We start from the raw sequence: 23,604 nt of genomic DNA, 5'->3' as shown, positions 1-23,604 counted from the left end.
GCACCATGCTATCCGTGGGCGCAGTTACGCCCCCACGCCGATCGGGCTGCGCAACAGCTCCGATTCGATGCCCAGCAGCGCCGCCGCCCAGCCGATTGCGCCGACGAGCCACAGCGTCGCCAGCACCACCGCGGTGGTGACGGCCACGCCGACGGCCTGCACCCACAGTCCTTGCCGGCGGAACCACTCCATCACCGTGTTGTAGCGGTCCCGCGCGAACCTCAGGACACGGCGCGCCCACACGAATTCGGTGGCCAACACGCCGAGACCCAGGAACACGATCGCCCAGCCCGGGCCGGGATAGGGAATCGCAAGCACCCCGACCGCGAGCACTGCCATACCGACGACGGCGACGACGACCCGGTAGAGGAAGTCCGCCGCCGGGCGTTGCCGCAGTCTCTCGCGGCCGCGCGCCAGCTTGTGCTTCATGGTTGCCCCGGTCGCAGCCGTACGAACAGCGCCTCACCATCGGCGAGCACCGTGTCACCGTCGGTCAGCTGCCCCTCGACGAAGATCTTCCGTCCGTCGACCCGCTCGATTCCCGCGTCGACGTGCAGCTGCTTTTCGACGGGCACGATCTGGCGGTAGTTGACGTGCAAGAACGCGGTGCGCTGATACGGGCTGCGGGTGAGCTTGGCGGCGGTGTAGCCCAGCAGCGAATCGAACAGCATCGCGATCGCCCCGCCGTGGGCGGCGCCGTTACGGCCCAGATGGAACCGGCGGAACCGTGCGGTGCCGCGCACGCGTCCGTCGTCGGTCTTCTCGAGTTCGGCCGGGATCTGCAAGATGTTGCCGCGGCTCGGCAGGTCGAGTCGACGGCCCGACGGCGACGCCCATTCGTCGGCCCAATAGGGGGCCAGCAGTGCGTTGACGTTTTCGATCAGCTCGGCCGCGCGGGTGATGACGTCGTCGGGCGCGTCGGCGGCCTTCGCGTGGTCCTGGAGGTCGCGGACGGCGTCGATGAACCGGCCGTAGTCCGGGCCGCCTTTGGTGGTGGGGACCGGCGGGTTGAACCCGCCGCCGGGGTGCTCGTCGACTCCAGTGGCCACCCGGTCACGCTACTATCCGAGCGTCGCAGGGCCCTGTCCGTCCGGGGGCCAGCTGCCCACGCCGTCTTCCAGCGGAACAGCGAGGCTCTGCAGGATCGAGGCGACCATGCGCCATGCCCCGATCGCCGTGACCAGTTCGACGAGCACCGCGGGATCACTGCCGAGCTCGCGTTCGCAGGCCGACCAGCTCTCCGCGCTGACCGCACCGTCGCGTACGACGTCGTCGACTGCGGCGAGCACCGCCCGCTCCACATGCCCAAACCCGTTGTGGGACGACCAGTTTCGTACACCAGCGAGGTCGTCGGCCGAGACGCCGAGCCGCGTGGCGACGCGCCAGTGCTGCGTCCACTCGTAGTCGGACGCGGTAAGCCAGCCGATGCGCATGATCGCCAGCTCGCGCAGCCGCGTGTCGAGGCAGCCGTGCCAGAGCATGGTGGCCAATAAGTCGTTGAGGGTGCGGGCCAGCCGCGGATGGTTCAGCAGCACCTGGAAGATCGACAGCTCGGCCATGTAGTCCGGCACGCCGGCCTCGTCGGCGGCGGCCTTGGCTTCCTCGACCGACAGGCGTGGTACTCGCGATTCGGTCACCGCGTCACGCCGGTCAGTCAGCGAGGCTGCTGAGCGCGTCGAATTCCTCGTCGCTCAACGTGATTCGGGCGGCGGCGACGTTCTCCTCGAGATGCGCGACCTTCGACGTGCCGGGGATGGGCAGCATCACCGGCGACCGTTTCAGCAGCCATGCCAGCGCCAGCTGTGAGGGGGTGGCGTGATGGTCGGCGGCGATGCGCTGCAGCGGCCCGTCGGTGGCGGCCAGCGGACCAGCGGCCAGCGGAAACCACGGGATGAAGCCCATGCCCGCGGCCTCGCACACTTCCAGTACGGGTTCGGCGGTGCGGGCGGTCAGGTTGTACATGTTCTGCACCGACACCACCGTCGCCACTCGCCGCGCCGCGTCGAGCTGCTCGACATCGACCTCGGAGAGGCCGATGTGGCGGACTTTCCCTTCCTGCTGCAGGGCGGCCAGTTCGCCGAGTTGCTCTTCGAGCGGGAACTTCGGATCGATGCGATGCAGCTGGAACAGGTCGATGGTCTCGACGCCCAGCCGGCGCAGGCTCGTCTCGCACTCCTGGCGCAGATACGCGGGGAAGCCGAGCGGACGCCAGTCGTCAGGCCCGGGGCGTACCAGACCCGCTTTGGTGGCGATTACCAAATCGTCGGGATACGGGTGCAACGCCTCGCGGATCAGCTCCTCGGAGACGTAGGGACCGTACGAGTCGGCGGTGTCGATGAAGTTGACGCCGAGCTCGACCGCTCGGCGCAGCACCCGGATGCACTCGTCGCGGTCATCGGGCGGCCCCCACACGCCTTTGCCGGTCAGGCGCATGGCGCCGAAGCCGAGGCGGTTGACGGTCAGGTCGCCGCCGAGAGTGAACGTTCCAGATGCTTGAGCGACAGTGTCTGTGGTCACTTTCTCGACCGTACGCCCCTCGCGAAACGCCAGCGAAACCGATGATGGTAGCCATGAAGTTCGCGCTGCCGCTGCCCCACACGATCGAGCTCAAAGCGCTGACACAGCCGTGGGAATACAGCGTGACGGGCGCGGACCAGGCCGCCGTTGCCAGGCGGGCCGAAGAACTCGGCTACGAGATGATCGTCGTCCCAGAGCATTTCGTGGTACCGCATGCCCATGTCGAACTGTCGGGGCCGCACTACTTCCACTCGACGGTCGCCCAGGCATTCTTCGCCGGTGTCACGAGCCGCATACAGATCGGTTCCGCCGTCACGCTGCTGCCACTGCAACATCCGATCGTCATGGCCAAAGCGCTGGCGACTGCCGACTGGCTCAGCGGCGGCCGGATCAGCGTCGCGTTCGGTGTGGGCTGGGACGCCGAGGAGTTCCGGATGCTCGGGGTGGCGTTCCACGAACGAGGACGCATGGCAGACGAGTACCTCGCCGCGATCATCGAGTTGTGGACCAGCGATTCGCCGAGCTTCGAGGGCGAGTACGTCTCATTCGATGATGTCGCGTTTGCCCCAAAACCGTTGCAGCAGCCGCACATTCCTGTCTGGATCGGCGGTGATGCACCGGCCGCACTGCGCCGGGCAGCCCGCTTCGCCACCGGCTGGTTTCCCTTTCTCACCCCACCCGCGCAGATACCCGCGAAGCTGCACTACCTCAAGTCGCAGCCGACCTTTTCCGGCGGACCGTTCGAGGTGGTGTACGGGCTGGGCACGTCTCTGGTCGGCGAGGGCCACGTCGTCGTCGACGACCCGACCCAGCAACCCGGCATGACCGCACCCGAGATCATCGACCGGCTCGGCTGGTTCGCGAGTTTGGGCGTCACGATGACGAGCGTGCCCATCCCCCCGGTGCGCGACGTCGACGCCTACCTCGACTACGCCCAATGGGTGATCGAGGAGATCAAGCCTAAAGTTCCGTGAATGGACCTGGCCCGGCTGCGCGCGCTGCCGTTCACCTACCCCGATGTCGGCGCCACCCGCGGCCGGATGCCCGACGGCTATCGGCACGTCAGCGAGTCCGCGCGGATAGGCACCGGTCGGCAGCGGTTCGAGGAGGCGGCGGCCAAGGTGATGCGGTGGGGCATGCTGCGCGGCGCCGGGGCGCGCGTGACGCCCAGCACCGAGGTCGCCGACGTCGGTTCGGTGGTGATGGTCCGGCTCGGACCAGTGCGAGCACCGTGCCGGGTGGTGTACGTGCTTGACGACGAGAACCGCCGCGGGTTCGCCTACGGGACGCTGGCCGGGCACCCCGAGTCCGGCGAGGAGCTGTTCGCGGTGCGCTTCGACCCGACCGACGGTGCCGTATACGCCGAGGTCGTAGCGTTCTCCCGGCACGCGACGTGGTGGAGCAAGGCGGCCGGACCGGTCACGTCACTTGTCCAGCGCATCGTCACCAAGCGCTACCTCTCGGCAGTGTGACGCAATGGCCTCCGGTGCTGCATCCCGCCGCGTACGGTTGACGCCGTGAGCGAGCCGCTCGAGGCCCACAGCGCGTACCGCCGCATCGCGGAGATCGTCCGTGCGCTCCACGACCGGCCGGAAGCCGACTCTGACACCGTGATCGCCGAGCTGGCCGAGCACGCGGCGGCAGAGATTCCCGGCGCGAAGTACGCCGGTGTCACCGTCACCACCAACCGCAAGCGGGTGGACACTCCGGCGGCCACCCACCGCTATGCCGTTGTGCTCGACCAGATCCAGCAGCGTCACCAAGAGGGGCCGTGTCTGGCCTCGGCCTGGGAGAAGCAGACGTTCCACATCGCCGATCTGCATGAGGACTTCCGCTGGCCGCGCTACCGCAGGGACGCGCTGGCCGAGACCCCGATCCGGTCGATCATGGCGTTTCAGCTGTTCATCGCCGACCAGTCGATGGGCGCCCTGAACGTCTACGCGGAGGAGCCTCACGCGTTCAACGACGAAAGTGAAGAGGTGGGCCTGATCTTCGCCACACATTCGGCGGTGGCGTGGAACTCGGCCCGCCGCGACGAGCAATTCCGCCAGGCCTTGGCCAGCCGAGACATCATCGGGCAGGCCAAGGGCATGATCATGGAGCGCTATGGGATCGGACCGGTCCAGGCGTTCGAGATGTTGCGCAAGCTGTCGCAGGACTCCAATGTGCCGCTGGCCCGCATCGCCGTCGAACTCGTCGAGAAGTCACGTCCGACGGCAAGTTAGCGTGGATACCCTCGGGCGGTTTCATACGGGGAAAGGCTTTGATGGCACAGGGGCTGGTGGTGCTGTTCGCGCTGCTGGCCGCTATCTGCATGGCGATCGGGATCGTGGTCCGGCAGCGCGCCACGTTGGAGGTGCCCGACGACCAGGGAATCAGCACCACCATGGTCAAGACGCTGCTGCGCAAGCGCTTGTGGTGGATCGGCACCGCGGTGGCGGTGGCCGGCTATCTGTGCCAGGCGGCGGCACTGGCTCACGGTTCGCTTCTGGTGGTTCAGCCGCTGTTGGTGTCGTCGCTGTTGTTCGCGCTGCCGCTATCGGCTCGGCTCGCCGATCGCCGCGTCACCCGGACCGAATGGGCGTGGGCCGTGGTGCTGACGGTGGCGCTGGCGCTGTTCGTGGTGATGGCCCGTCCGCGACCGGGTCTTTACCGCGGTCAGGAGTTGGCGTGGTCGGTGGCCACCGCGGTGATCGCGCCGATCGTCGTGCTGTGTGTGGTGGTGGGAGCGCGCTCGGCCGGGCGGCGACGCGCCGTGCTGCTGGGGGTCGCGGTAGGTGCGCTGTTCGGCGTGATCGCGGTGCTGACCAAGCTGGTGATGTTCGAGCTGGCCGAAGACGGCGCACAGGCCCTGCTGAGATTGCCGTCGTTGTATTTGCTTTTGACCCTTGGTGTTACGGCCATGCTGCTGCAGCAGTCGGCGTTTCACGCCGGTGCGCTGCAGCTGTCGGTGCCGACGATGCTGGTGCTGGAGCCGGTGGTCGCCGTGCTGCTGGGCGCGTTGGTGCTCAACGAGCACCTGAGCGTCTCGGGGTATGAAACCGTGGCGCTGCCGATCGCGGTCGGCGCGATGGCGGCGGCGACGATCGCGCTGGGCCGCGACGAAGGTGCTTACGAAGAGCAGCTGGAGGCCGAGCTGACGCATCGGGCGGGCTCGTCGTCGCGCCCCGCGTCGCGGTAGCGATCTGCCATCATTTGCAGGTGAGCGGCACCGAGGAGTCGCGCGCCGGCACGCAATTCGGCCCGTACCGGCTGATCAGGCTGCTGGGCCGCGGCGGCATGGGTGAGGTGTACGAGGCCGAGGACACCGTTCGCGAACGCCGGGTGGCGTTGAAGCTGATGTCGACGGCGTTCTCCGCTGATCCGGTGTTCCGCAAGCGGATGCAGCGCGAAGCCCGCATCGCGGGCCGGCTGCAGGAGCCGCATGTGGTGCCGATCCACGACTTCGGCGAGATCGACGGGCAGCTGTTCGTCGACATGCGCCTGATCGAGGGCACAGATCTGGGCTCGGTGCTGAGCCGGTTCGGGCCGCTGGCGCCGCCGCGTGCGGTGGCGATCATCCGCCAGGTCGCCTCAGCGCTGGACGCCGCACACTCCGCCGGGGTGATGCATCGTGACGTCAAGCCGGCCAACATCCTGTTGACCGGCGACGATTTCGCGTACCTGGTGGACTTCGGCATTGCCAGTGCAACCACGGACGAGAAGCTCACCCAGCTGGGCGCCACGATCGGCACGTGGCTGTACATGGCACCCGAAAGGTTCACCGCGGCCGACGTGACGCCGCGCGCCGACATCTACGCCCTGGCGTGCCTGCTGTACGAGTCGCTGGTCGGGTCGCCGCCGTATCCCGGCACGGGTCCTGCGCTGATGTCGGCACACCTCACCGCGCCCATCCCCCGCCCAACCGCCGCTCGTCCGGGGATCCCAGCGGGCCTTGACGACGTGATCGCCCGCGGCATGGCCAAGAATCCTGCCGATCGCTACCCCGCCGCAAGCGACCTTGCGTTGGCCGCGCATCACGCTCTGAGTGCACCCGATCAAGAACGCGCGTCCGACATCTTGCAGCGCAGCCAAATCACCACCCTGCCGCAGACCCTCCAAGGCACCGACAGGCTGACACCTCCGCCGCGCGCGTCGACACCTCCCCCGCAGTTCGCCACGCCGCCACCGCAGTTCGCCACGCCGCCACCGCAGTTCGCCACGCCTCCCCCGCCGTATCCGGGCGCACCGCAGTGGCCGGCCCAGCCACCGACGATGTGGGCCGGGCCGAATTCAGCTGTGCCGCAACAGTTTTGGAGCCAGCCCCCAACCCCGCCGCCGAGTCGCAACCACACCAAGTGGGTGCTGGCAGGCGCGGCGGCAGTGATCGGTGTCGTGATACTGGTCGCCGGCCTGGTGCTGTGGCTGACGCGATCGCCCAACCCGCCGGCCAATACCGTCAAGCTGCAAGTGCTCGACGACAGCGTGTCCGTCGGCGCGCCCAACACGCCCAAGACGCTCGACGTCTTCAACGAACCGATCTGCCCCGCCTGCGGCGAGTTCGTCAGGTCGTATGCGAACGACCTGCGGACCGCGATCGACGACAAAAAGGTCACTGTGCACTACCACCTGCTGAACTTTCTCGACGACGCGTCGCCGAGTCGTGACTACTCCACCCGGGCGTTGGCGGCGTCGCTGTGCGTCGCATCGGCGAACGACCCGAAGCTCTACACCGACTTCTACGTCGGGCTGTTCGCCAGCGACTTCCAGCCGAAGGAGAACGGATCCACCGATCCGTCCGACTCGAAGCTCGCGCAGCTGGCCCAATCGCTGGGCGCGTCTGGGAATGTCAGCGATTGCATCACCTCCGGCCAGAACCTCGGTGCGGCAAAAGCCAAGGCGGACAACGCTTACGACACCCTTCAGGGGCTGATGTCAGAGCCGGGTACGCCGCAGGTCTTCGACGGTACGACGCGCCTGGACACCTCCGATTCGTCGTGGCTGGACAGTCTGGGTTAGCCGCTCAGTGCGCCGGGCGTCCTGGCGTGAGCAGCGGCAGGCCCGCCCCGATGGGCAGCGCCGAGTTGACGGTTGCCGGCCAGGCGGTGCCTTCACAGACGAGGTCGTGCGGCATCGCCAGCTGCTGAGGCAACAGCTGCGGGAAGGTCGGCAGGTTCGACAACGTCGACCAGTTGAGCTGCGGCGACGGCATGGCACCGGCCGTGCCCGGGATGGCGGAGGGTGCGGTGGCTGCCGTCGGCAGCAGCAGGCCTGCCACGCCGTTGGCCGGTGGCGCCGCCGCCGCGGCCGGGAACAGCGGAGCAGCGGCCGGGAACAACGGGGCAGCGGCCGCCGCGGGCGGCGCCCCCTCCACCACGCCAGCTTCCGGGGTGATCGCAGCCGCGGGGGCGCCGGGCCCGAGCTCCTGCGCGGCGGTCGCGACGGAGCTGACGGCGGTCCCCGGGATGCTGGCGAGTTGGGGCCCCGAGTCGTGCAGCGTCTGGAGAAGGGTCTCTGCCACGCTGGCCGGCGGCGCCACCGGCACCGCGTTGACCTGCGGTGGAAGGGCGTCCATCACGCTCGGGATCGGTGCCGCCGGAATACCTGCGGCCGCTGGCGGAACGTTCACCGCAGCCGGCGCGGGCGGAACCGCTGCGGCGGCGGGAACCGGCGGAGTGGCCGCAGCCGCGGGCACGGGCGGGACAGCCGCCGCCGCAGGCGGCGTGGCGGCGACCGCACTGGCTGGCGGCACCGCCGCAGCGGCCGGAACCATCGGGGCGGCGACGGCCGCGGGAGCCCCTGGTGCGGCGGCCGACACGGGCGGCGTCCCGGCGACGATCGGGACGGGCGGAGTGCCGGCCACGATCGGGATCGGCGGGGTGGTTATCGACGCGGGCAGACCCGGTGCAGCGGCAGCCGCAGGAGGAGCGGGTGCGACGACGGCTGCCGGCGGAGTGGCGGCGACCGCCGGGACGGGAGGTGTCGCGGCCGCGGCCGGTGCGCCCGGAGCGGCGGCGGTCGCCGGCGGCGCCGGAACAGCCGCGGCGGCCGGAGGTACGGGAACCGCAGCCTCGGCGGAAGGTACGGGTACCGCTGCCGCCGCCGGCGGAGCGGCCACCGGCACCGGCGGCGCCGGAACCGCAGCAGCATCCGGAGAGGCAGGCACGGCGGCAGCACCCGGTGGTGCCGGCAATGCCGCAGCTCCTGGCGGTGCCGGCAACCCTGCCGGAGCCGGTGGAACGGCCGCGGCGGCCGGGGTCAGCGGGGCGGCGGCCGGCGCGGGCGGACCAGCGTCGACGATTCCCGCGGGCGGGGTTGCAGCGGCCCCCTCGGCGGGCGGAGTGGCGGCGGCTGCTGCTCGTGACACCTCTTCACCCGCTGCGGGCGCACCTTGACCGGCAGCACCCGGCGCCGCGCCGACACCCGGGCCACCTGCCGACGGCCCTTCGGTTGGCGCAGAAACCACGTCAGACTGCGGCGACACCGCGGCGGCATCGGCTGGCGGTGTCGCCGCGGCGGCTTCGGCAGGCGGAGCCGCCGCCGCGGTGGGTGCCAGTGGCGCAGCTTCTCCGGCCGGCGGGGCCGGCACGGCGGCCGCAGCCGGTGGCGCCGGGACAGCGGCCTCGGCCGGTGGTGCCGGGACAGCCGCCACGGCGGGCGGAGTAGCCGCGGCGGCTTCACCCGGTGGAATCGCAGCGGCGGCGGGAGGAGCCGGGACCCCGGCGGCAGCCGGCGGTGCGCTCTCGCCGGCGGCCGCGGGTGGCGTGGCGGCAGCGGCCTCACCGGGCGGAACTGCCACGGCGGCCGGGGTCACGGGCGCGGCAGCAGCAGCCGGCGGCGCCGGCACGGCCGCCGCTGCCGGAGGCACGGCGGCAGCGGCCTCGGCGGGCGGAACCGCCGCAGCGGCTGGAACCATCGGCGCGGCGGCGGCCGCAGGAGCGCCCGGAATAGGGATTTCCATCGGCGGAATGGCGCCCACGACACCTGCGGGCGGGACGGCCCCGACGCCTGGGACGCCGGGAGCAGCGGCTGCTGCCGGCGCTCCCGGAACGGCCGCGGCGGCCGGTGGTGCGGCCCCGACAGCTGCCGCGGGCGGTGCGGTGACCGCAGCTTCGGCGGGTGGGGCTACCGCTGCGGCGGGCGGACCCGGCACGGCAGCGGCAGCGGCAGGTGCACTGTCGACGACGGCCGCGGGCGGGGTGCTGACCGCGGCCTCGGCCGGCGGAGTCGCGGCAGCTGCCGGCGGCGCCGGGACGGTGGCCGCCGCCGGCGGTGCCGGAGCGGTGGCCGCCGTCGGCGGGACGTTGTTGACCACCGCGGCCGGCGGTGTCGCGGCGGCAGCTTCGGCCGGCGCACCGGGCACCGCCGCTGCGGCCGGGGGCGTAACAGCGGCGGCTGGTGGCGTTGCCACCGCGGCTTGGCCCGGTGGCACGCCTTCGACGAGGCCCGCTGGCGGCACGGCGGCCGCAGCCGGCGACAGCGGCACGGCCGCCGGGACCGGCGACAAAGGTGCTGCGGCCGGCGGCAGGACGTCGGCGGTGCTCGCCGCAAGAGGCGCGGTCGCAGGCGCGGCGGCTGGTAGCCCCGCAGCCCCCGGCGCGGGCGCCGGGCTGAACACGCCCGGTATGGCCGGCGGCCCATTCTTGACCGCCTGCGGCAGGTTGGCAGGCGAGGCAGCAAGGTCTTGCAGCAGTGCGACGCACGGCACGCCCGGAGTCGTAAACGTCATCGGGCTCGCCGTCGACTGAGGGCACAGGGCCAGGATTGCCCAATAAGCTCCCGTCGTCGCACAGGCGATCATCGCCATGCGATTTGTGGTCCGTGACATGTCTCCCCAGATTCCCTTGTCGCCGTCTTTGTTCGCGGCCGAACGTAACGCGGCGCTGCCCAATTAGCCGGAGCGACAATTGGTTTTATGGAAACGATACGAAGGAGAGGCGCAACGGTGACCGCACGTGTCGGTCGCGCGGCGGCCAGCTAGCGTCGGGCCGTCAGCGTCAGCGACTCCGTCGGCGTGCACCGTGTCAGAAATGCTTGTTGCACAACGGTTTTCAGCGCGCTGGGCCTTCGGGTCACAACCCGTACTGGTCTTCGGTGATCCCCAGCCAGATCTGCGCGGCGTCGATTGCGACCTTTTCACTGATGAACGCATGTTGCGTGCCGGTGTACATGTCGCGGAAGGCGCGTTCGAGGCGGCTGCCCTCGCGGATCGCGGTGGTGCCCGCGGCCAGATGAGCCCATTCGGCACAGGCCCGCGCGGTGTCGGTCGCGTACACGGCGGCGACCCGCATGTCGGCCCGCATCCGAGGCGTGAGCTGGCCACCGGCGGCAACCGCCGCCTCGGCCGCAGTGAACGCGTCCAGAACCAGCAGACGTGCGGCTCGCCACGCCGCGACGTGGTGCGCGAGCCCTTTCTGGAACGTCGGGCGACTGGCCAAGGTGGCCATGTCGCTCATCCGCACCTTGGTGGCCGCGAGTTCCTCGACGTCGTCGAGCATGCTTTTGGCCACGCCCAGCGCCCAGGACGCATGGCCGGCTGCGGTAACGGCCATCAGCCCCATTCGGCTGGCCGGCGAAGAGCCGCGGCACGGCTCGCGCGTGAACAACGGCATCGTCCTGTGCTCGGGAACGAACACGTCGTGGGCGTTGTAGTCGTAGGAGCCGGTGCCTTTGAGGCCTTGGACGTGCCAGCCGTCGGTGAAGGTGATTTCGTCGCGGGGCACGTACGCGACCAGGAGCTCTGGAACGCCGTCGCTGATCCAGCGGGGCTGGCCGTCGTCCATCGGGATGAAACCGGCGGCGATGTACGCCGAGTGCCCGGTGCCAGAGCCGAAGTTCCATGCTCCGCTCACCCGGTAGCCGCCGTCGACGACGGTGCCTTGCCCGTTGGGAAAGAACTGGCCTCCCAGCGCGACGCGGTTGTCGTTGGCGGTGAACACCTCCGCGAAACCGGCGTCGGGAAGGTAGGTGGCGGCGGCGAAAGCGGCAGGTTCGCAATGCCGATCCAGCCGAATGAGCCGTCCTGCCAAGCCATTTCGATCCACGTCTCGATCATCTCGGCGAAGGAAGGCTCGACACCGCCGGCCGGCGCGGGGTTGAAGGCAGTCAGCAGCCCACTGGACCACATCGCGTCGACGATCGCCGGGGACAGCGTGCGCAATCGCTCGGATTCGGCGGCCTCGGAAAGCACCAGCTCGCGCATCCCTCGGGCCAGATCAACCACGCGCACGTCGTGCCCCTTCTTCATCGGTTGCTACGGCATCGGAATCGGGTCGAGCGGATTTCCCGGCGCGATCGACGAACAGTTCTGCGGCGCGGCCACGCCGGCGAAGCGCTGCTTGAGCCAGCCGATCGCTCGTGGCAGCCACACCGGAACGCTCCAGATGTGACTGAGCGCGTCGTACTGCTCGTAGTGCACGGGAGTGCCGGCTGCGCAGTAGTGCGACGCCAGTGTGCGCACGTCGCCGGCGATCATCACACCGTCACCAGGGCCGATGCCGGTTTTGTCGCCCGGTGTGCCCTCGAGATCGCCGTTGGCGCCCTGACCGATGAACAGCGGAATGGTCGGCGTGCCGCCGGTGCCCATGATCAGTTTGTTGGCGTGCTCGACGTAGAGCGCCATGGTTTCCGGGGTCGGGAACTCGTTGCTGACAAGGTCCGCCCAGGTGAGGCCCGGATAGTGGCGCAGGACGTTGACGATCGACGCGGACTTCATCTCGTGGAACACCTTGACGCCGAACGGTGTGAGGTACGGCGTGAAATCGATGCCGAAGGCACGGGCGATGCCGACGAGCGCCATCGGCATGACGCCGGCCCAAAAGCCGGTGCCTTCGACGTAGTGAAGATTGTGGGCCGGGTGGACGAGGACGCCGCCGATGGCGGCGCCGACCAGGCGGGCGTTGACGTCGGGCGCGTACGTCGGGGCCAGCTCGGCGGCCCACTCGGTTGCGATGGCTCCGCCGGAGTAGCCGATCATCCCGACGCGCGCGTCGGCGGGCAGGCCGACGGCCGGTGAGTTGAACGCGGCGCGCAGGGAATCCAGGGTGTTCATGCCGTACTCGGGGCCGGCGGCGAAGTCGGCGCGCTGACCCTCGGTGTCGGGGACGACGACGGTGTAGCCCTCGGCAAGGAGCGGGCCGAACACGGCGGCCTCGACGCCGGGCACGATTCCGCCGAGGGTGAAGCCGCCCGAGATGGCGTATGACGGCTCGTCGTTCTGGTTGAGCGAGTCGTAGGCGGACTGGTAAGAGATCACCCGCGTGTCGCCGAGCTGGATCAGCGGGCGGATGACCGATGTGACGTTGACGGTGGCAGTGCGGGCCTGGCTGGTAGAGCGGTAGAGCAGCTGCGTGGTTTCCAGCAGCGTCGGGAAGCCGAAGATGTGGTACGGGAAGCTGCGGGTTTTCAATACCGTGCCGGGGGCGATGTCCTCGAGCGGCTTGTCGCCCGTGTAGGAGTAGAACGGATCGTCCTTGGGTTGCGGCACGGCCAGGGCCGCTCGCGGAACGCCACTGGGTTGCCACAGTGGTGCAGTCATCGGTCCTATGGTGCACCAAGCAGGGTGGCGTCTTGCTGCGACTGGTGAAAGTGGTTGCAGCTAAGGGCTTTTCGTCGACTGCCGGCGCTCAGGGTTTGACGCGGTGAAGATGGATGACTCGGTGGTCCCGACTGGGATCGAACCAGTGACCTTCCGCGTGTGAGGCGGACGCTCTCCCGCTGAGCTACGAGACCGCGCACCCGGACCATGACCCGGCGAACGACGTCGAACACTAGCACGGGCGGCAGTTTCGGCCAGAATACGCCGAGCAGAGGGCTGGTCTGGAGAGCGGCCGAGGAATTTGTGCGGCCATACTGGGGTGGACTATCGTTTCGGTTCGCACGTGGCGACGTTCTCGTCCGTGGCGCGCGGATGTAGCGCAGTTGGTAGCGCATCACCTTGCCAAGGTGAGGGTCGCGGGTTCGAATCCCGTCATCCGCTCGAAGGTGCAGTCGCATCAAACCCAGCGGTGGAGTGGCCGAGTGGTGAGGCAACGGCCTGCAAAGCCGTGCACACGGGTTCGATTCCCGTCTCCACCTCTACCCAGGCGCGGTTAGCTCAGCGGGAGAGCGCTTCCCTGACACGGAAGAGGTCGCTGGTTCAATCCCAGTACCGCGCACCACGTTCTACCTGCGGTTTCACCCGCAGAATGGGTCCGCGTGACCTAGATATGACCTGAGTCGGCGCGAGAGCCGTCTAATGCGCCATCTCCGCGCGTGCGCTACGCGTCTGGTCGCTGCTCTGGCGTCTGATCGCCACCATCGCGTAAGTGCTCGGCAAGCTGACGTTGCGCGGTCCGACGACGGCGCCGGCTCCGACGAGACTCCGCGGGCGTGACGCGTTCGTTGGCGGTCTTCACCAGCCCGGACACCGCAACGCGCAACTGGTCGGCGCGTTCCCCGAGCCGCGCGACGAACTGCTCAGCCGCGTCTGCGGTCGAAACTTCTGCGCCGTTCGTCCCGTCGTCGAACCGAGAGAACGCGGCAGTCGAACCCACGCCGACGACGTGGACCAGGACCACGACACCGACCGCCGGCCAGCCCCCGGCCGGCGCGCGGGGATCACCAGATGGTGTCAACGTCGCGCTCGAACTGCTGACGCGCCGACAGCCGCGGCGCGGCCGGCGGGAACAGGTCGATCGCGAACGCGCCGCCGGTGTCGTCGGCCGGCCCGACAGAGCTTCTGCAACTGGGCGATCTCCGACGGAAAGAACATGCCCTTCCGGGGCTGCCTGGTGTCGATCGTCTGGCTGTACGACTGCGACGACTGAGAGACGGCCGCGCCGTTGCCGGCCTCATGCCAGCGGAGTACCGCGCCCCGGACGATGGCCTTCGCCGCCGCCCGGTGCGCGAACCCGTCGGCCGTGATGCACGGCGCGACGACCGCAGCCATGGCCAACGCGTCTTCGATCATCGCCGCGGCCTTCGCCGTCGGGATGGTCGCGAAGTTCGCCAGGTCCGCCGGCGTCAGCAGCGGCCCTGTGTCCGGTGTCGGATCGGTCATGGTCGCGGCCTCCCGCTCATGGGTGACGACGGCCAGGATCGCTGGCTACGGCAATCCCGGCCGTCGTCACCGTTGTGATGCCTCCCGGTGAGCGCCGGCGCGGGACTACGTGGAACCCTCAACGCTCACCGGGAGACGGTTCTGGTGGCTACGGCGCCGCGGCGATGGTCAGCTTCGCGACGCGCGCCGCGTGCATGACCTTCCAGCCCAGGCGCCACGTCACACGCACGCCGACCGAATCCGACGAGAAGTAGGCGTCGTCGGAGCGTGCCAGCCGAACCTGGCTCTGAGCCCCGATGATTGCCGCCTGGTCGGCGACCAGCAGCGAGCCGGCAGGCATGGCCGGCGTCACCAGCACCGGCAGCCCGAGCAGCGCCCGAGTAGCGGCCACAGTGCCAGCCCCGACCAGCGACTCATTCGAGTCGGCCGCACGCTTGAGCTTCGACAGCGACGCCCACGCATCCGGCGCCGCGATGATGTGGGTAGCCGCGCCGCCGTCGGCTTCGATGCCGGCCACGGCGTCGACCACCGCGTCCAGGTCGCCAGCGACCGCGCCGCCATCGACGATGCCGGCCGCGTTGAGCAGCCCGACCGGGCCTGGTCCGTCGACCGCGTTGCCCAGGTACGCGGCGTTCGCCTTCGTCACGACCGAGCGCGACAGCGAATCGACGACCATCCGCGCGGCCTCCGGCTGCTGCAACGTCTCGTAGCTGTACCGGCCCAGCGCCGCGACCTTGCCCGTCAGCACTACGACCTCATCGAACTGCTGGTTCGCGTCGGGAATCTCGGCGCCTTCTGCGACGAAACCGACAACGCCATCGTCGGCGACGAACGGGACGCGGATGGCCGGCTCGTCGCCTTCTATGGCGCCGACGACGGTCGCCGTGTTGAGGATCAGCGCGTCGGGAACGACGTCAGCGGGCACGAACGCGGTGACGTCCGGTGCCCACGCCTTCGGCGATGTGGGGGTGGTCTTGGTTGCCATGATGAGCCTTCCAGGAGGACGAGTTCTATCGACTTCCGCTGGCCTGCAAGGCTTTTCGCGGTTGCCCTCCGGGGGCTGCGCTGTGGCCGGATCGTCCCGCAGGGATCACACCCGGCCACAGCACCCCATGCTAGTCGTCGCCGGCGACACCGCGACCCTGGACCACGGCCACCATTGCGTCTTTCCCCGATGGCTTGCTGCCGGGGCGCCCGACGGTATGGCCCTCACCCTTGACGTAGTTGCGCCGCGGCGGCGGGGTCGGGATGCCCAACTGCTCGCGGGCCGCGCTGATCGCCGCGCCCACCCGCGCCGCGTCGACTGTGCCGTCATCGCCCAGAAGGTTCGTCAGCTCGGCGCCCGATGCCCAGAGAGCGGCCGGCTGCATCGACTCGGCGGCGACCAGGCGGTCCACCTCGGCGCGCTGTAGGGATTCGACGGTCCCCCTGAGGGTGTCGCGTTCCTGCTCAGCAGCGCGCAGCCGGCGCCGGTAGCGGGCAGCTTCCTTGTTGCCCTTGCCGCCGTCCTCGTCGTCCTGGTTCTCGTCGACCTCGGCGTCGCCCTGGTCTTCGGCGGCGTCCGTACCGGCCTCAGAGCCGGCTTCCGGCGTTTCCGTGTCGACGGCCGCGGTTCCGGGCGTCTCCGCGGTGCTGGGCTCGACTGCCGTCGTGCCGGTATCGGTCGTGCTGGCGTCGGTACTCATCGGCTGTTCTCCTTCGTGTGGTTGATCGCTGGTCATGCGACGGCCTGGTTCCGGCCGCGGTTGCATGCAGTACAGGACGGGCGGCAGTTGTCGAGCGTGTGCGCCCCGCCGGCGATTACCGGCACCGGATAGTGGTCGAGTTCCTCGAACTCGCCGCCGCAGTGAAAGCAGGCGTCGCCGTAGCGGGCGACCAGATCGGCGCGGGTGAACGACTCGACCACCGGATCGAAACCGAACCGGCGGGCGCGCTTGCGGTAGCTGGCTTCCCACTTCACATGTGGATTGGCCTGCCGGTAGGCGCGGTGCCGCGCCGCGACGGCTTCCCGATTCGCAGCGATGTACGCACGTTCTTGCTCGGCGATGGCCTCACGGTTGGCGGCGCGGTAGCCGCGCTGGTACTCGGCGATCGCTTCGGCGTTGGCCTGCCTGTAGGCGCGAACACGCTCGGCGTTGGCCTGCCGGTAGGTGCGAACACGCTCGGCGACAGCTTCGCGGTTCTCCGCGTAGTACGCGGCCCGGTAGGCGCGACAGCAGGCCTTGCACCGCGACTTCCGACCGTCGCCGCGCCGCTTGTCGCGGTTGAACTCGTCGAGCGGCTTCGATTCGCCGCACTTGGTGCACGTCTTCACGACTCGCTCCGCATCAGGCGCACACCCGGATACTCGCCGGCCTCGACCGCCTCCGTGATGCCGAGCCGGTCCGCGGTCGCCTGGTCGACCACCAGCCAGTTGAACCGGAACAGGTGAACCGATCGGCTCACCGCCAACGGCCGGCCGTCGGCGTCGACCACTATGTCGGCGTCGGTGGTCGTGAACCGGCCAGCCTCCCGGTTCTGCGCCCAGCGGCGCGAGTAGTCCTCGACGTCCGCCAGCGTCATCTGGTGCCGCGGGCCTGACGGGCGCTCGCCCACATCGGCGAACAACTCCCGAGCCGCGGCCCGAAGGTCTTCTCTGTCAGTCACTTCCATTCCCTTTCTTTGCTGGTCAGAGCTAGATACAGCTCTCGTCCCAAGGTTCTGCGGGCATGTTCTTGATCGCCTCCAACCAGTCACCCGACGTGTCCCTCTCGGCAGGTGGCCGGTCAATCTCGGCGATCGCCTCCGACAGCTCGCGAGCCTGCTTGACCAGCGCAGCGAACGCCGGCCCGGTCGTCTTCGGGTCGTCGATCGCCTTCGCGATCCGGTTCTGCAACGCGACGAGCAACTGACGGCGGTCACCCGACCGCGCCGCCGCCGTCACCGATACCGGCGTCACCTTCCGAGGCGCACGCTTCGCCGGCGCCTGCCTGGCCGCGGCTTTCTTGGCTGGTTTCACGCCATCGCCGTCCTTCACGGCCCGCAGCGCCGGCCTCCTTGGCTCCGCCATCTCGTTCCTGCCTTCCTGTTGTTTTCAAAAAGAAAAACGGTTCGGGAAATACGCACTGCCTACGCCAGGGGTGGCGGCGCGGGGGTGCCCCTGGGGGTCACCCGCCCAGGGGTTGGTGGTGGCGGCTGTCGTCGCCGGCGTGGCCGTCCGCGGTGGCCTGGTCGAGCAGCGTGCCGGCTTCGCTGATGAGCGTGCGGGTTGACGCGGGTTGGGCGCCGCCGCGCGGGTAGACCTCGACGTGTTCGACGCGGGCGCCGTGGTCGTCGTCACGCTGCACGCGGACGATGAGCACAGCTTCTACTGGCACGGTGATCTGGTCGGTGTCGCTGCCGCGTGCGATCGCGGATAGCGCGTGGATCGCGTCGTCGAGCAGTGCGAACGCTTCGCGGTCTTCGTGGGCTGTGCTCATGACCGCACCACGCCGGCAGCGTTGACGACCTGGCCGGCGACGACGCCGCGCGGCCGGTGCGCTGCCGGCAGGGCGTCGAGCCACGCGCGGCAGCGCGTCTGGGCCTCGCAGGCGCCGCAGAGCCGTAGCGCCTCGCGGCGGGCTTCGTCGAGGTCTTCGGCTGTGGTTCGGCCGGCGGCGCGGTGCTCGCTGTCGGTCCGCTCGTACAGGTCGGCTCTGCCCTTGCAGCGGGCGCCGTCCAGGACGGGGATGCCGGCGAGTACCGCGCGCATGGTGGCCCAATCAGGCATTGCAGTTCAGTCCTCGGTGTCGTTGGGTTGGTGGATCTTGGCCGGCAGCGCCCGGTTCAGTTGTCCGTACCGCCAGGATCGACGTCAGTGGACCGGACACCGTTGCGCCGATGTCGTCGGTGAACGTGAAGCCGGTCGAAGTGATGTGCGGGCATTGACCGCCGGCGAGATAGACGAACGGGTCGCGGTTGGGTTCAGGACGTTCTTCGACGTATTCGTAGGCGTCGAGGTAGAACGCGGTGATGTTGTGCCACCCGTCTGCCAGTAGGACGGCGGTGACAGCGTTCACGTCAATACCGAGACTCATGTGGTTTTCCCTTCGGTTGTGTTTGCCCGACGCCACGAGGGCACGTCGCCCGGTCGTCGTCGATGCAGTGGTGGAAGTCATTGGTCATGGGCGGGTTCCTGTTCTGGTGTCGACGCTGTGACCTGCGTGTCTACGCATGGCACGCATCTCCGGTATGACGCCAATGCGCGCCCGCGCGTAGGGGAACCTGTAAATGCGTGCCATGCGTAGACATCACTCCTTTTCTTCGGTTGCTCTGAGCGCGATTCCTGTTCGCCAACGCTTGCCGCGGACCGGCTTGTCGGCTGGGTAACCGTGGCGGTCGATGGCCTGCCCGAAGGCCTTCTGCGACAGTGCTTCGGCGCCGTCGCGCACCCGCCATTTCTCGAACGCCTCGAATAGCTGTGAGGTCGTGGCTTTGAGTACCGGGCTTGATACGAGGCATTCCTCGTCGATGAAGCGGCGCACGGCGTCGCTGGCGCTCTGGTAGGCGTCGGTGGCGGCCAGGACCGCGGCCGGCTCGTCGAGTGAGCCGCGGTCGCTGTAGTCGCGCCACCCAGCGACGGCCCACGCGAGGATGCCGTCAGCTTCCAGTTTCAGGCGCTCGCCCAGCTCGCCGTCGCGCTCGTCTTGGGGGATCACCACGTCGAACGGGACGACGCGCAGGCGACGCCATACCGCGGCGTCATCAGCCGACACCTTGGGCAGGTGGTTGGTGATGAGCATCGGCAGGTGGCTCGGATCGAACTGCACGAAGTCCTGGCGCATCCGGCGGGCGCGGATCGGGTCGCCGCCGGTGAGGCGTTTCATGGTGGCTTCTGCCAGCCGGCGGTTGCGTTCGGATTCGGACACGACGATCAGGCGCCGGCCCATCAGGTCCATTTCGCCGGTCGGGTGCGCCCCGTCTCTGTGCATGAACAGGTCGGGTTCGGCGGTGCTGGCGTAGTCGCCGAGCGCGTGCAGCACGGCTTCGTAGAAGGTGCCTTTGCCGTTCGCGCCCGTACCGGTCAGGATCGGCAGAACATGTTCGCGGACTGCCCCGAGCAGGCCGACGCCGATCAGTCGTTGCAGGAACCCGCGCACGTCGTCGTCAGGGAGGACGCGCGCCAGGAACGCTGTCCAGTGCGGTGCCTGGGCGTCGGGGTCGTATGCGCCGTTGCATATCTTGGTGATCCGGTCGGTCGGCCGGTGCGGCGATACGGTGAGCGTGCGTAGGTCGAGGGTTCCGGTTGCCGTGTTGAGCAGGTAGGGGTCCGCGTCGAGGTCACGCGCGGCGGCGGCGAACGGTATCAGCGCCGCGGCGATGCCGAGCACTCCGTTGATGCCGCTGTCGGATTCGCAGCGCCGCACGTCCTGCTGTAGTTGCTTGTCGCCGAGGGAGTCCGCGAGAGCGGAGCGGAGCACGTCGAGGACGGCGCGCTTGGCGGTGCCGGTGTCGTCGGCGGCCCAGCGGGTGCCGTCCCAGTAGTGCCAGCCGATGCCGTGGACGTGTAGCAGCCGGTCTCGGTAGGCGGCGCGCAGCCGGTAGGCCATGCGGACCTGGCCGGTGTGTTGTTCACCGCCGGCCGGATGGTCGTCGCTCGGCTCAGGTGGGCCGGGGTCGTCGGCGTGGTGCCCGTTGCGCTGGGCTGCCTCACGGCGTTCGTCGTCGGCGATCCACTCGCGCAGTTCGTCGGATCGGTCAATGTCTGTCATGTGACGGCACCGACGGTCATCTTGTGCAACTGCGCGGCGAGCGCCCGGTCCTCGCCGCCGCGTCGCCAGAGTGCTTGTAGCTCTTGTGGTTTGAGGATCGGTGTACGGCCGTGCGCGAGGACGTGGAGCGCGGCGTCGCGGCCGGCGTCGACCAGCTTGTCGGACGGCGCGTGTTCGGCGCAGCGGTGCAGCCAAGGGTCCGGCCCGCAGGCGCAGTCCAGCGGAGGAAGACGTCGGCCGGCGTGCTGTCGCCGCTTCCAGCCGGCCAAGCCGCTATGCTGGTCGGAGTCCATCACCAGGGACTTTGAGGCCGCCGAATCCTGCCCAGGTCGGCGGCTTCTTCGTTCGTAGATCATCAGGCCGCACCGCCGAACGGCTCCATCGCGGCGTCAACCTCGTTCAGGTCGACGCGGATGACGCGCGGGCCGTTGCGGTAGCCGGTGAGGCGGCCGTCGGCGATCATCTGGCGGATGGTGCGGGTGGTGACGCCGAGATACTCGGCGGCTTCGGCGATTTTGGCGTACCGGCGGCGAGGGCCGGCAGATGTGTCTGCCATGACGGGGCCTTTCGGGCATCACTGAGGATGCCGCCCAGCCCGAAGTGTCGGAGACGACGCGCTTTTAGGAGCGCAAGGGAAACGCTACCACTTTCGCGAACCCAGCAGGCCGCACAACACAGCCAACGGAACTACGTACCTGTTCGTCGGTCCCGCCGGGGGCGTGTACATGAGCGCACCAACAAGCTGCGGCCGGCTATCGACGGCGGGCACTTCGATGGAGGCGAGGCGTCCTGCATTGGCTTGTGCCGCAAGGGTATCGGCGATTCCGGCAAGGGAAGAAGTAGACATCTGGGCCTGGTCACGGCATTCCGCGCACCGCACGGTGTGCAGGTCGCCGGCGAATCCGACCGCAGAACCTGACAGGTCCGCGTAGTCGGCGCGCGTCAGTTCGCCCCGACGTTTCGGCGGAATCCACGTCACGCGATCGTGACCGCTGACCGGCCGCACGACGACCCCGACCGTGCTGGGCCGCGTGTCGTCGAAGAACGCAAGGGGTTCGATACTGCCTGTGCAGGAGCAGACGATCACGTAAGCCAGGCCGGCGGTCATCAGACTCCCCCGTTGGCTGCAATCTTCGACAGCAGTGCGGCGATTTCGCGGTCACGCCCCTGGGCGGCGTGCTGGTAGCGCATCGCGGCCTGCGGTGTGGAGTGCCCGAGACGCGCCATCAGTTCCGCCAGGGTGGCGCCGGTCGCGGCGGCGAGGACTGCACCGGAGTGCCGAAGATCGTGCCAGCGCAGATCGCCGCGATTGGCTTTCTCGCGCGCTGTGTAGAACCGCCGGTACAGGGTGGCCGGCGCCAGGTGTCCGCCGCCGACCGCCGGGAACAGCAGCGAGTCGGCCTTGCTTCCCACATGTTCTGACAGGTGGTCTTCGATCGCCGGGAGCAGGTGCGGCGGGATTGCGATGTCCCGGACGCCGGCGTCGGATTTCGGGGTGGTGACCGTGAATCCGTCGTCGGTGCGGACCACGGCGCGGCGCACCCGGACCACTTCGTCGTCGAGGTCGATGTCCTTGCGGCGTAGCTCGGTCAACTCGCCGAAGCGCATCGCCAGCCACGCGGCCAGCAGCACCATGAGCGACCAGCGGTCCGGCATCGCGTCGGCGATTGTGCCGATCTCGCTCACGGTCGCCGGCCGCACCTTGTGCACCCGCTTGGCCGTGCCGGCGCCGCGGATCACGCATGGGTTGGCGGCGATCTTTCCGTCGCTGGCCGCCGACGCCATGATCGTGCGAAGCAGGCTGTAGGCGTGCGCTCGCATCGTCGGCTTGTCGGCCAGCGTGGCGGCGTACCAGTCGCGAACGTCGTCGGCTGTGATCGACGCAATCGGCAGTGCGCCGAACGTGCCGGCGAGGTGGTCGTCGAGAAGCTTCTGGTAGTGCTCGCGGGTGCGGTCCTTCAACGGCCGGCCGGCCACCTGGCGGGTGGCAAGCCATGTCTTGGCGTACTCGGCGAACGTCAGCTTCGGCGCCTGGACGGCCTGCGGCGGCGTCCACTGCTGCGCGACGATCTCGGAATGGCGCTGCGCCAACCAGCCGCGGGCGTCCTTCTTCGTGAGGAACAGCACCGGCGCTTTGTGGCGCCGGCCGTCGGGCCCGAAGTACCGCGCGCGGTAGCCGGTAGCCAGCTTGTCGACACTGCCGAACGTCCCCGGTGCCCGGTCCCTTCGTCCTGCCCCACGCGCCACTGTTCACCTTCCCAGTTCTCAGGTCATGACCTCAACATGACCTGACGAGAGCATACTTGGCTTCCGTGTGCTTCCGCGTCATTCCCGCTACACTGTGTCAGAACATCGCAGGTAGAAGCAAGAAATGCGACGTCACACGGCGTCGACCAGCAAACGCGCTGAGCTAGTTCAATCCCAGTACCGCGCACCAGAGTTTTCGCAGGAGAGAGCGGTTTGAGCCAACTTCTCTCGAGGTGCGGGCCACCCGCGGGCTAACGGTTTCGGCGTTTTGAACCGGTAGCGCTGACCGTGCGCAATCAACACCCAGAACAATTCCTAACGCGGCTCGGGCGCGTATAGCGTGGGATGTGATGAATAGGGCGGGGTCTGGCAATCCTATTCCGTCGGCGCTGGTGATCGTCGGCGCCGCCGCTATGGCTATTGCGACGTTCTTGCCCTTCGCCGAGCCGACGAGCCCGTTCGCCGTTGTTAGGAGCAACACGCTTATCCAGCACGGCGGCTGGTGGTTCCTCGCGCTCGCTGTAGCAATTGCCGTAAGTGGTTATGGTGGCAGCCAGCACAAGCGGAAAAGGTGGGTGGTGCCCATCATTCTCTCCGGCATCGCCGCGATAGCAGCCATCTTCGTAGCCACCAACGAAGGTTTGCGGACCCTTTATCCGGTCGGCCGCAATGGAACTCCTGATACCAGCGCTCCTGGCACGGTCGCACCCTTAGGGATCGCAATCTATGTTGCGGGGGCTGGCGTCGCCGCAGCCTTCATCGGCTCGCTGCTACTTCGGCCAGACCCGAGCGACGACATTCCAGAGGAATGGGCTTTAGAGGAAGCGGGAGAGAAGAAGTGCCCCGACTGCGCGGAGACCGTTCTCGCCGACGCTAAGGTGTGCAGGCACTGCGGGTACCGGTTCGCCCCTTCTGCTCGACCACCCGCAGCGGGACCTGAGCAATCGGCGCCCCCTTCGGCTGGGTCGAACTTGCCACCAAAACCTCGGCCTGTGGGGAAATCAGAGAGACGCGAACGAAAGCCGCCATCGCCAGACAAGATGTAAAGAAAGTTGAAGTGTCGGCCGGCAGGATGAGTCGACGTGCTCGACC

At 68.9% G+C, this 23,604-nt stretch carries 27 protein-coding genes, 4 tRNA genes and 1 pseudogene; 9 read left to right on the top strand and 23 right to left on the bottom strand.

All coding sequences use genetic code 11. The annotated features are described in order from the left end of the window. Nucleotides 1-24 precede the first annotated feature (24 nt). The 4 genes from AC5Y39_RS10250 to AC5Y39_RS10235 are packed head-to-tail and all read right to left on the bottom strand — an operon-like array spanning nt 25 to nt 2,517. Nucleotides 25-429 (bottom strand): TIGR02611 family protein, encoded by a 405-nt coding sequence (locus tag AC5Y39_RS10250; protein ID WP_500017380.1) that lies wholly within the window; start codon nt 427-429, stop codon nt 25-27. Then, nucleotides 426-1,049 (bottom strand): PaaI family thioesterase, encoded by a 624-nt coding sequence (locus AC5Y39_RS10245; protein ID WP_500017382.1) that lies wholly within the window; start codon nt 1,047-1,049, stop codon nt 426-428. Before AC5Y39_RS10245 ends, AC5Y39_RS10250 begins: the two co-directional genes overlap by 4 nt. A gap of 12 nt (nt 1,050-1,061) precedes the next feature. Next, nucleotides 1,062-1,637 (bottom strand): carboxymuconolactone decarboxylase family protein, encoded by a 576-nt coding sequence (locus AC5Y39_RS10240; RefSeq protein ID WP_500017384.1) that lies wholly within the window; start codon nt 1,635-1,637, stop codon nt 1,062-1,064. Between the two features lie 13 nt (nt 1,638-1,650). Then, nucleotides 1,651-2,517, bottom strand: coding sequence for an aldo/keto reductase (locus AC5Y39_RS10235; protein ID WP_500017386.1), 867 nt, complete (start codon nt 2,515-2,517; stop codon nt 1,651-1,653). Between the two features lie 53 nt (nt 2,518-2,570). Here AC5Y39_RS10235 and AC5Y39_RS10230 point away from each other — a divergent pair, with 53 nt between their 5' ends. The 5 genes from AC5Y39_RS10230 to AC5Y39_RS10210 are packed head-to-tail and all read left to right on the top strand — an operon-like array spanning nt 2,571 to nt 7,515. Next, on the top strand, nt 2,571-3,491 hold the full coding sequence (locus AC5Y39_RS10230) for a TIGR03619 family F420-dependent LLM class oxidoreductase (RefSeq protein ID WP_500017388.1): 921 nt from the start codon (nt 2,571-2,573) through the stop codon (nt 3,489-3,491). Continuing rightward, a complete protein-coding gene (locus AC5Y39_RS10225; RefSeq protein ID WP_500017390.1) occupies nt 3,492-3,989 on the top strand; it encodes a DUF1990 domain-containing protein in 498 nt (165 codons plus the stop codon). A 45-nt stretch (nt 3,990-4,034) separates the two neighbouring features. Further along, entirely contained in the window at nt 4,035-4,742 is a 708-nt protein-coding gene (locus tag AC5Y39_RS10220; RefSeq protein ID WP_500017392.1) for a GAF and ANTAR domain-containing protein, read from the top strand. 38 nt (nt 4,743-4,780) lie between these two features. After that, nucleotides 4,781-5,698, top strand: coding sequence for a DMT family transporter (locus AC5Y39_RS10215; protein ID WP_500017394.1), 918 nt, complete (start codon nt 4,781-4,783; stop codon nt 5,696-5,698). A gap of 20 nt (nt 5,699-5,718) precedes the next feature. Further along, nucleotides 5,719-7,515, top strand: coding sequence for a serine/threonine protein kinase PknE (locus tag AC5Y39_RS10210; RefSeq protein WP_500017396.1), 1,797 nt, complete (start codon nt 5,719-5,721; stop codon nt 7,513-7,515). Between the two features lie 4 nt (nt 7,516-7,519). Here AC5Y39_RS10210 and AC5Y39_RS10205 read toward each other — a convergent pair whose 3' ends face one another. From AC5Y39_RS10205 to AC5Y39_RS10190, 4 genes and pseudogenes are all read right to left on the bottom strand, one after another. Further along, nucleotides 7,520-10,225, bottom strand: coding sequence for a hypothetical protein (locus AC5Y39_RS10205; RefSeq protein WP_500017398.1), 2,706 nt, complete (start codon nt 10,223-10,225; stop codon nt 7,520-7,522). Nucleotides 10,226-10,568: 343 nt separating this feature from the next. Next, nucleotides 10,569-11,743, bottom strand: a pseudogene (locus AC5Y39_RS10200) (acyl-CoA dehydrogenase family protein). A 6-nt stretch (nt 11,744-11,749) separates the two neighbouring features. Beyond that, the gene (locus tag AC5Y39_RS10195) at nt 11,750-13,033 is read right to left on the bottom strand and encodes a lipase family protein (protein WP_500017400.1); all 1,284 of its coding nucleotides are present in this window, start codon (nt 13,031-13,033) and stop codon (nt 11,750-11,752) included. Nucleotides 13,034-13,155: 122 nt separating this feature from the next. Beyond that, a tRNA-Val gene (locus tag AC5Y39_RS10190) sits at nt 13,156-13,227 on the bottom strand. Between the two features lie 174 nt (nt 13,228-13,401). Between AC5Y39_RS10190 and AC5Y39_RS10185 the strand changes: the two genes are divergently transcribed. From AC5Y39_RS10185 to AC5Y39_RS10175, 3 genes are all read left to right on the top strand, one after another. Beyond that, a tRNA-Gly gene (locus tag AC5Y39_RS10185) sits at nt 13,402-13,474 on the top strand. 27 nt (nt 13,475-13,501) lie between these two features. Next, a tRNA-Cys gene (locus tag AC5Y39_RS10180) sits at nt 13,502-13,572 on the top strand. Nucleotides 13,573-13,580: 8 nt separating this feature from the next. Continuing rightward, a tRNA-Val gene (locus AC5Y39_RS10175) sits at nt 13,581-13,655 on the top strand. Nucleotides 13,656-13,754: 99 nt separating this feature from the next. Here AC5Y39_RS10175 and AC5Y39_RS10170 read toward each other — a convergent pair. The 15 genes from AC5Y39_RS10170 to AC5Y39_RS10100 form a co-directional block, all read right to left on the bottom strand. Continuing rightward, nucleotides 13,755-14,111 carry a hypothetical protein gene (locus AC5Y39_RS10170; protein ID WP_500017402.1) on the bottom strand — a complete coding sequence of 119 codons (357 nt, stop codon included), beginning with the start codon at nt 14,109-14,111 and terminating at the stop codon, nt 13,755-13,757. After that, nucleotides 14,108-14,536: a hypothetical protein gene (locus AC5Y39_RS10165; RefSeq protein ID WP_500017404.1), complete on the bottom strand. Its 429-nt coding sequence runs from the start codon at nt 14,534-14,536 to the stop codon at nt 14,108-14,110. Before AC5Y39_RS10165 ends, AC5Y39_RS10170 begins: the two co-directional genes overlap by 4 nt. A gap of 148 nt (nt 14,537-14,684) precedes the next feature. Next, nucleotides 14,685-15,521 carry a phage major capsid protein gene (locus AC5Y39_RS10160; protein ID WP_500017406.1) on the bottom strand — a complete coding sequence of 279 codons (837 nt, stop codon included), beginning with the start codon at nt 15,519-15,521 and terminating at the stop codon, nt 14,685-14,687. 130 nt (nt 15,522-15,651) lie between these two features. Further along, nucleotides 15,652-16,221: a hypothetical protein gene (locus AC5Y39_RS10155; protein WP_500017408.1), complete on the bottom strand. Its 570-nt coding sequence runs from the start codon at nt 16,219-16,221 to the stop codon at nt 15,652-15,654. Between the two features lie 32 nt (nt 16,222-16,253). Further along, on the bottom strand, nt 16,254-16,850 hold the full coding sequence (locus AC5Y39_RS10150) for an HNH endonuclease (protein ID WP_500017410.1): 597 nt from the start codon (nt 16,848-16,850) through the stop codon (nt 16,254-16,256). After that, nucleotides 16,847-17,182 (bottom strand): hypothetical protein, encoded by a 336-nt coding sequence (locus AC5Y39_RS10145; protein WP_500017412.1) that lies wholly within the window; start codon nt 17,180-17,182, stop codon nt 16,847-16,849. The genes AC5Y39_RS10150 and AC5Y39_RS10145 overlap by 4 nt, the downstream gene beginning before the upstream one ends. A gap of 28 nt (nt 17,183-17,210) precedes the next feature. Then, nucleotides 17,211-17,534, bottom strand: a complete 324-nt coding sequence (locus tag AC5Y39_RS10140; RefSeq protein WP_500017414.1) for a hypothetical protein — start codon at nt 17,532-17,534, stop codon at nt 17,211-17,213. Nucleotides 17,535-17,682: 148 nt separating this feature from the next. Then, a complete protein-coding gene (locus AC5Y39_RS10135; RefSeq protein WP_500017416.1) occupies nt 17,683-17,994 on the bottom strand; it encodes a DUF7213 family protein in 312 nt (103 codons plus the stop codon). Then, nucleotides 17,991-18,284, bottom strand: coding sequence for a hypothetical protein (locus AC5Y39_RS10130; protein ID WP_500017418.1), 294 nt, complete (start codon nt 18,282-18,284; stop codon nt 17,991-17,993). The genes AC5Y39_RS10135 and AC5Y39_RS10130 overlap by 4 nt, the downstream gene beginning before the upstream one ends. Then, nucleotides 18,277-18,591, bottom strand: a complete 315-nt coding sequence (locus AC5Y39_RS10125; RefSeq protein WP_500017420.1) for a hypothetical protein — start codon at nt 18,589-18,591, stop codon at nt 18,277-18,279. The genes AC5Y39_RS10130 and AC5Y39_RS10125 overlap by 8 nt, the downstream gene beginning before the upstream one ends. Before the next feature lie 213 nt (nt 18,592-18,804). Next, nucleotides 18,805-20,265, bottom strand: a complete 1,461-nt coding sequence (locus tag AC5Y39_RS10120) for a DNA primase family protein (RefSeq protein WP_500017422.1) — start codon at nt 20,263-20,265, stop codon at nt 18,805-18,807. Then, a complete protein-coding gene (locus AC5Y39_RS10115; RefSeq protein WP_500017424.1) occupies nt 20,262-20,558 on the bottom strand; it encodes a hypothetical protein in 297 nt (98 codons plus the stop codon). Before AC5Y39_RS10115 ends, AC5Y39_RS10120 begins: the two co-directional genes overlap by 4 nt. A 62-nt stretch (nt 20,559-20,620) precedes the next feature. Continuing rightward, nucleotides 20,621-20,821 (bottom strand): excisionase family DNA-binding protein, encoded by a 201-nt coding sequence (locus tag AC5Y39_RS10110; protein WP_500017425.1) that lies wholly within the window; start codon nt 20,819-20,821, stop codon nt 20,621-20,623. 84 nt (nt 20,822-20,905) lie between these two features. Next, nucleotides 20,906-21,373, bottom strand: a complete 468-nt coding sequence (locus tag AC5Y39_RS10105; RefSeq protein WP_500017427.1) for a hypothetical protein — start codon at nt 21,371-21,373, stop codon at nt 20,906-20,908. Further along, nucleotides 21,373-22,512 (bottom strand): tyrosine-type recombinase/integrase, encoded by a 1,140-nt coding sequence (locus AC5Y39_RS10100; RefSeq protein WP_500017429.1) that lies wholly within the window; start codon nt 22,510-22,512, stop codon nt 21,373-21,375. The genes AC5Y39_RS10105 and AC5Y39_RS10100 overlap by 1 nt, the downstream gene beginning before the upstream one ends. Before the next feature lie 350 nt (nt 22,513-22,862). Between AC5Y39_RS10100 and AC5Y39_RS10095 the strand changes: the two genes are divergently transcribed. Beyond that, on the top strand, nt 22,863-23,558 hold the full coding sequence (locus AC5Y39_RS10095; RefSeq protein ID WP_500048213.1) for a zinc ribbon domain-containing protein: 696 nt from the start codon (nt 22,863-22,865) through the stop codon (nt 23,556-23,558). The last annotated feature ends 46 nt before the right edge of the window (nt 23,559-23,604 follow it).

The organism is Mycobacterium sp. NGS39 (genome assembly GCF_059812765.1).
The sequence above is the reverse complement of the archived record's forward strand: the minus strand, read 5'-3'. Positions and strand labels throughout refer to the sequence as shown.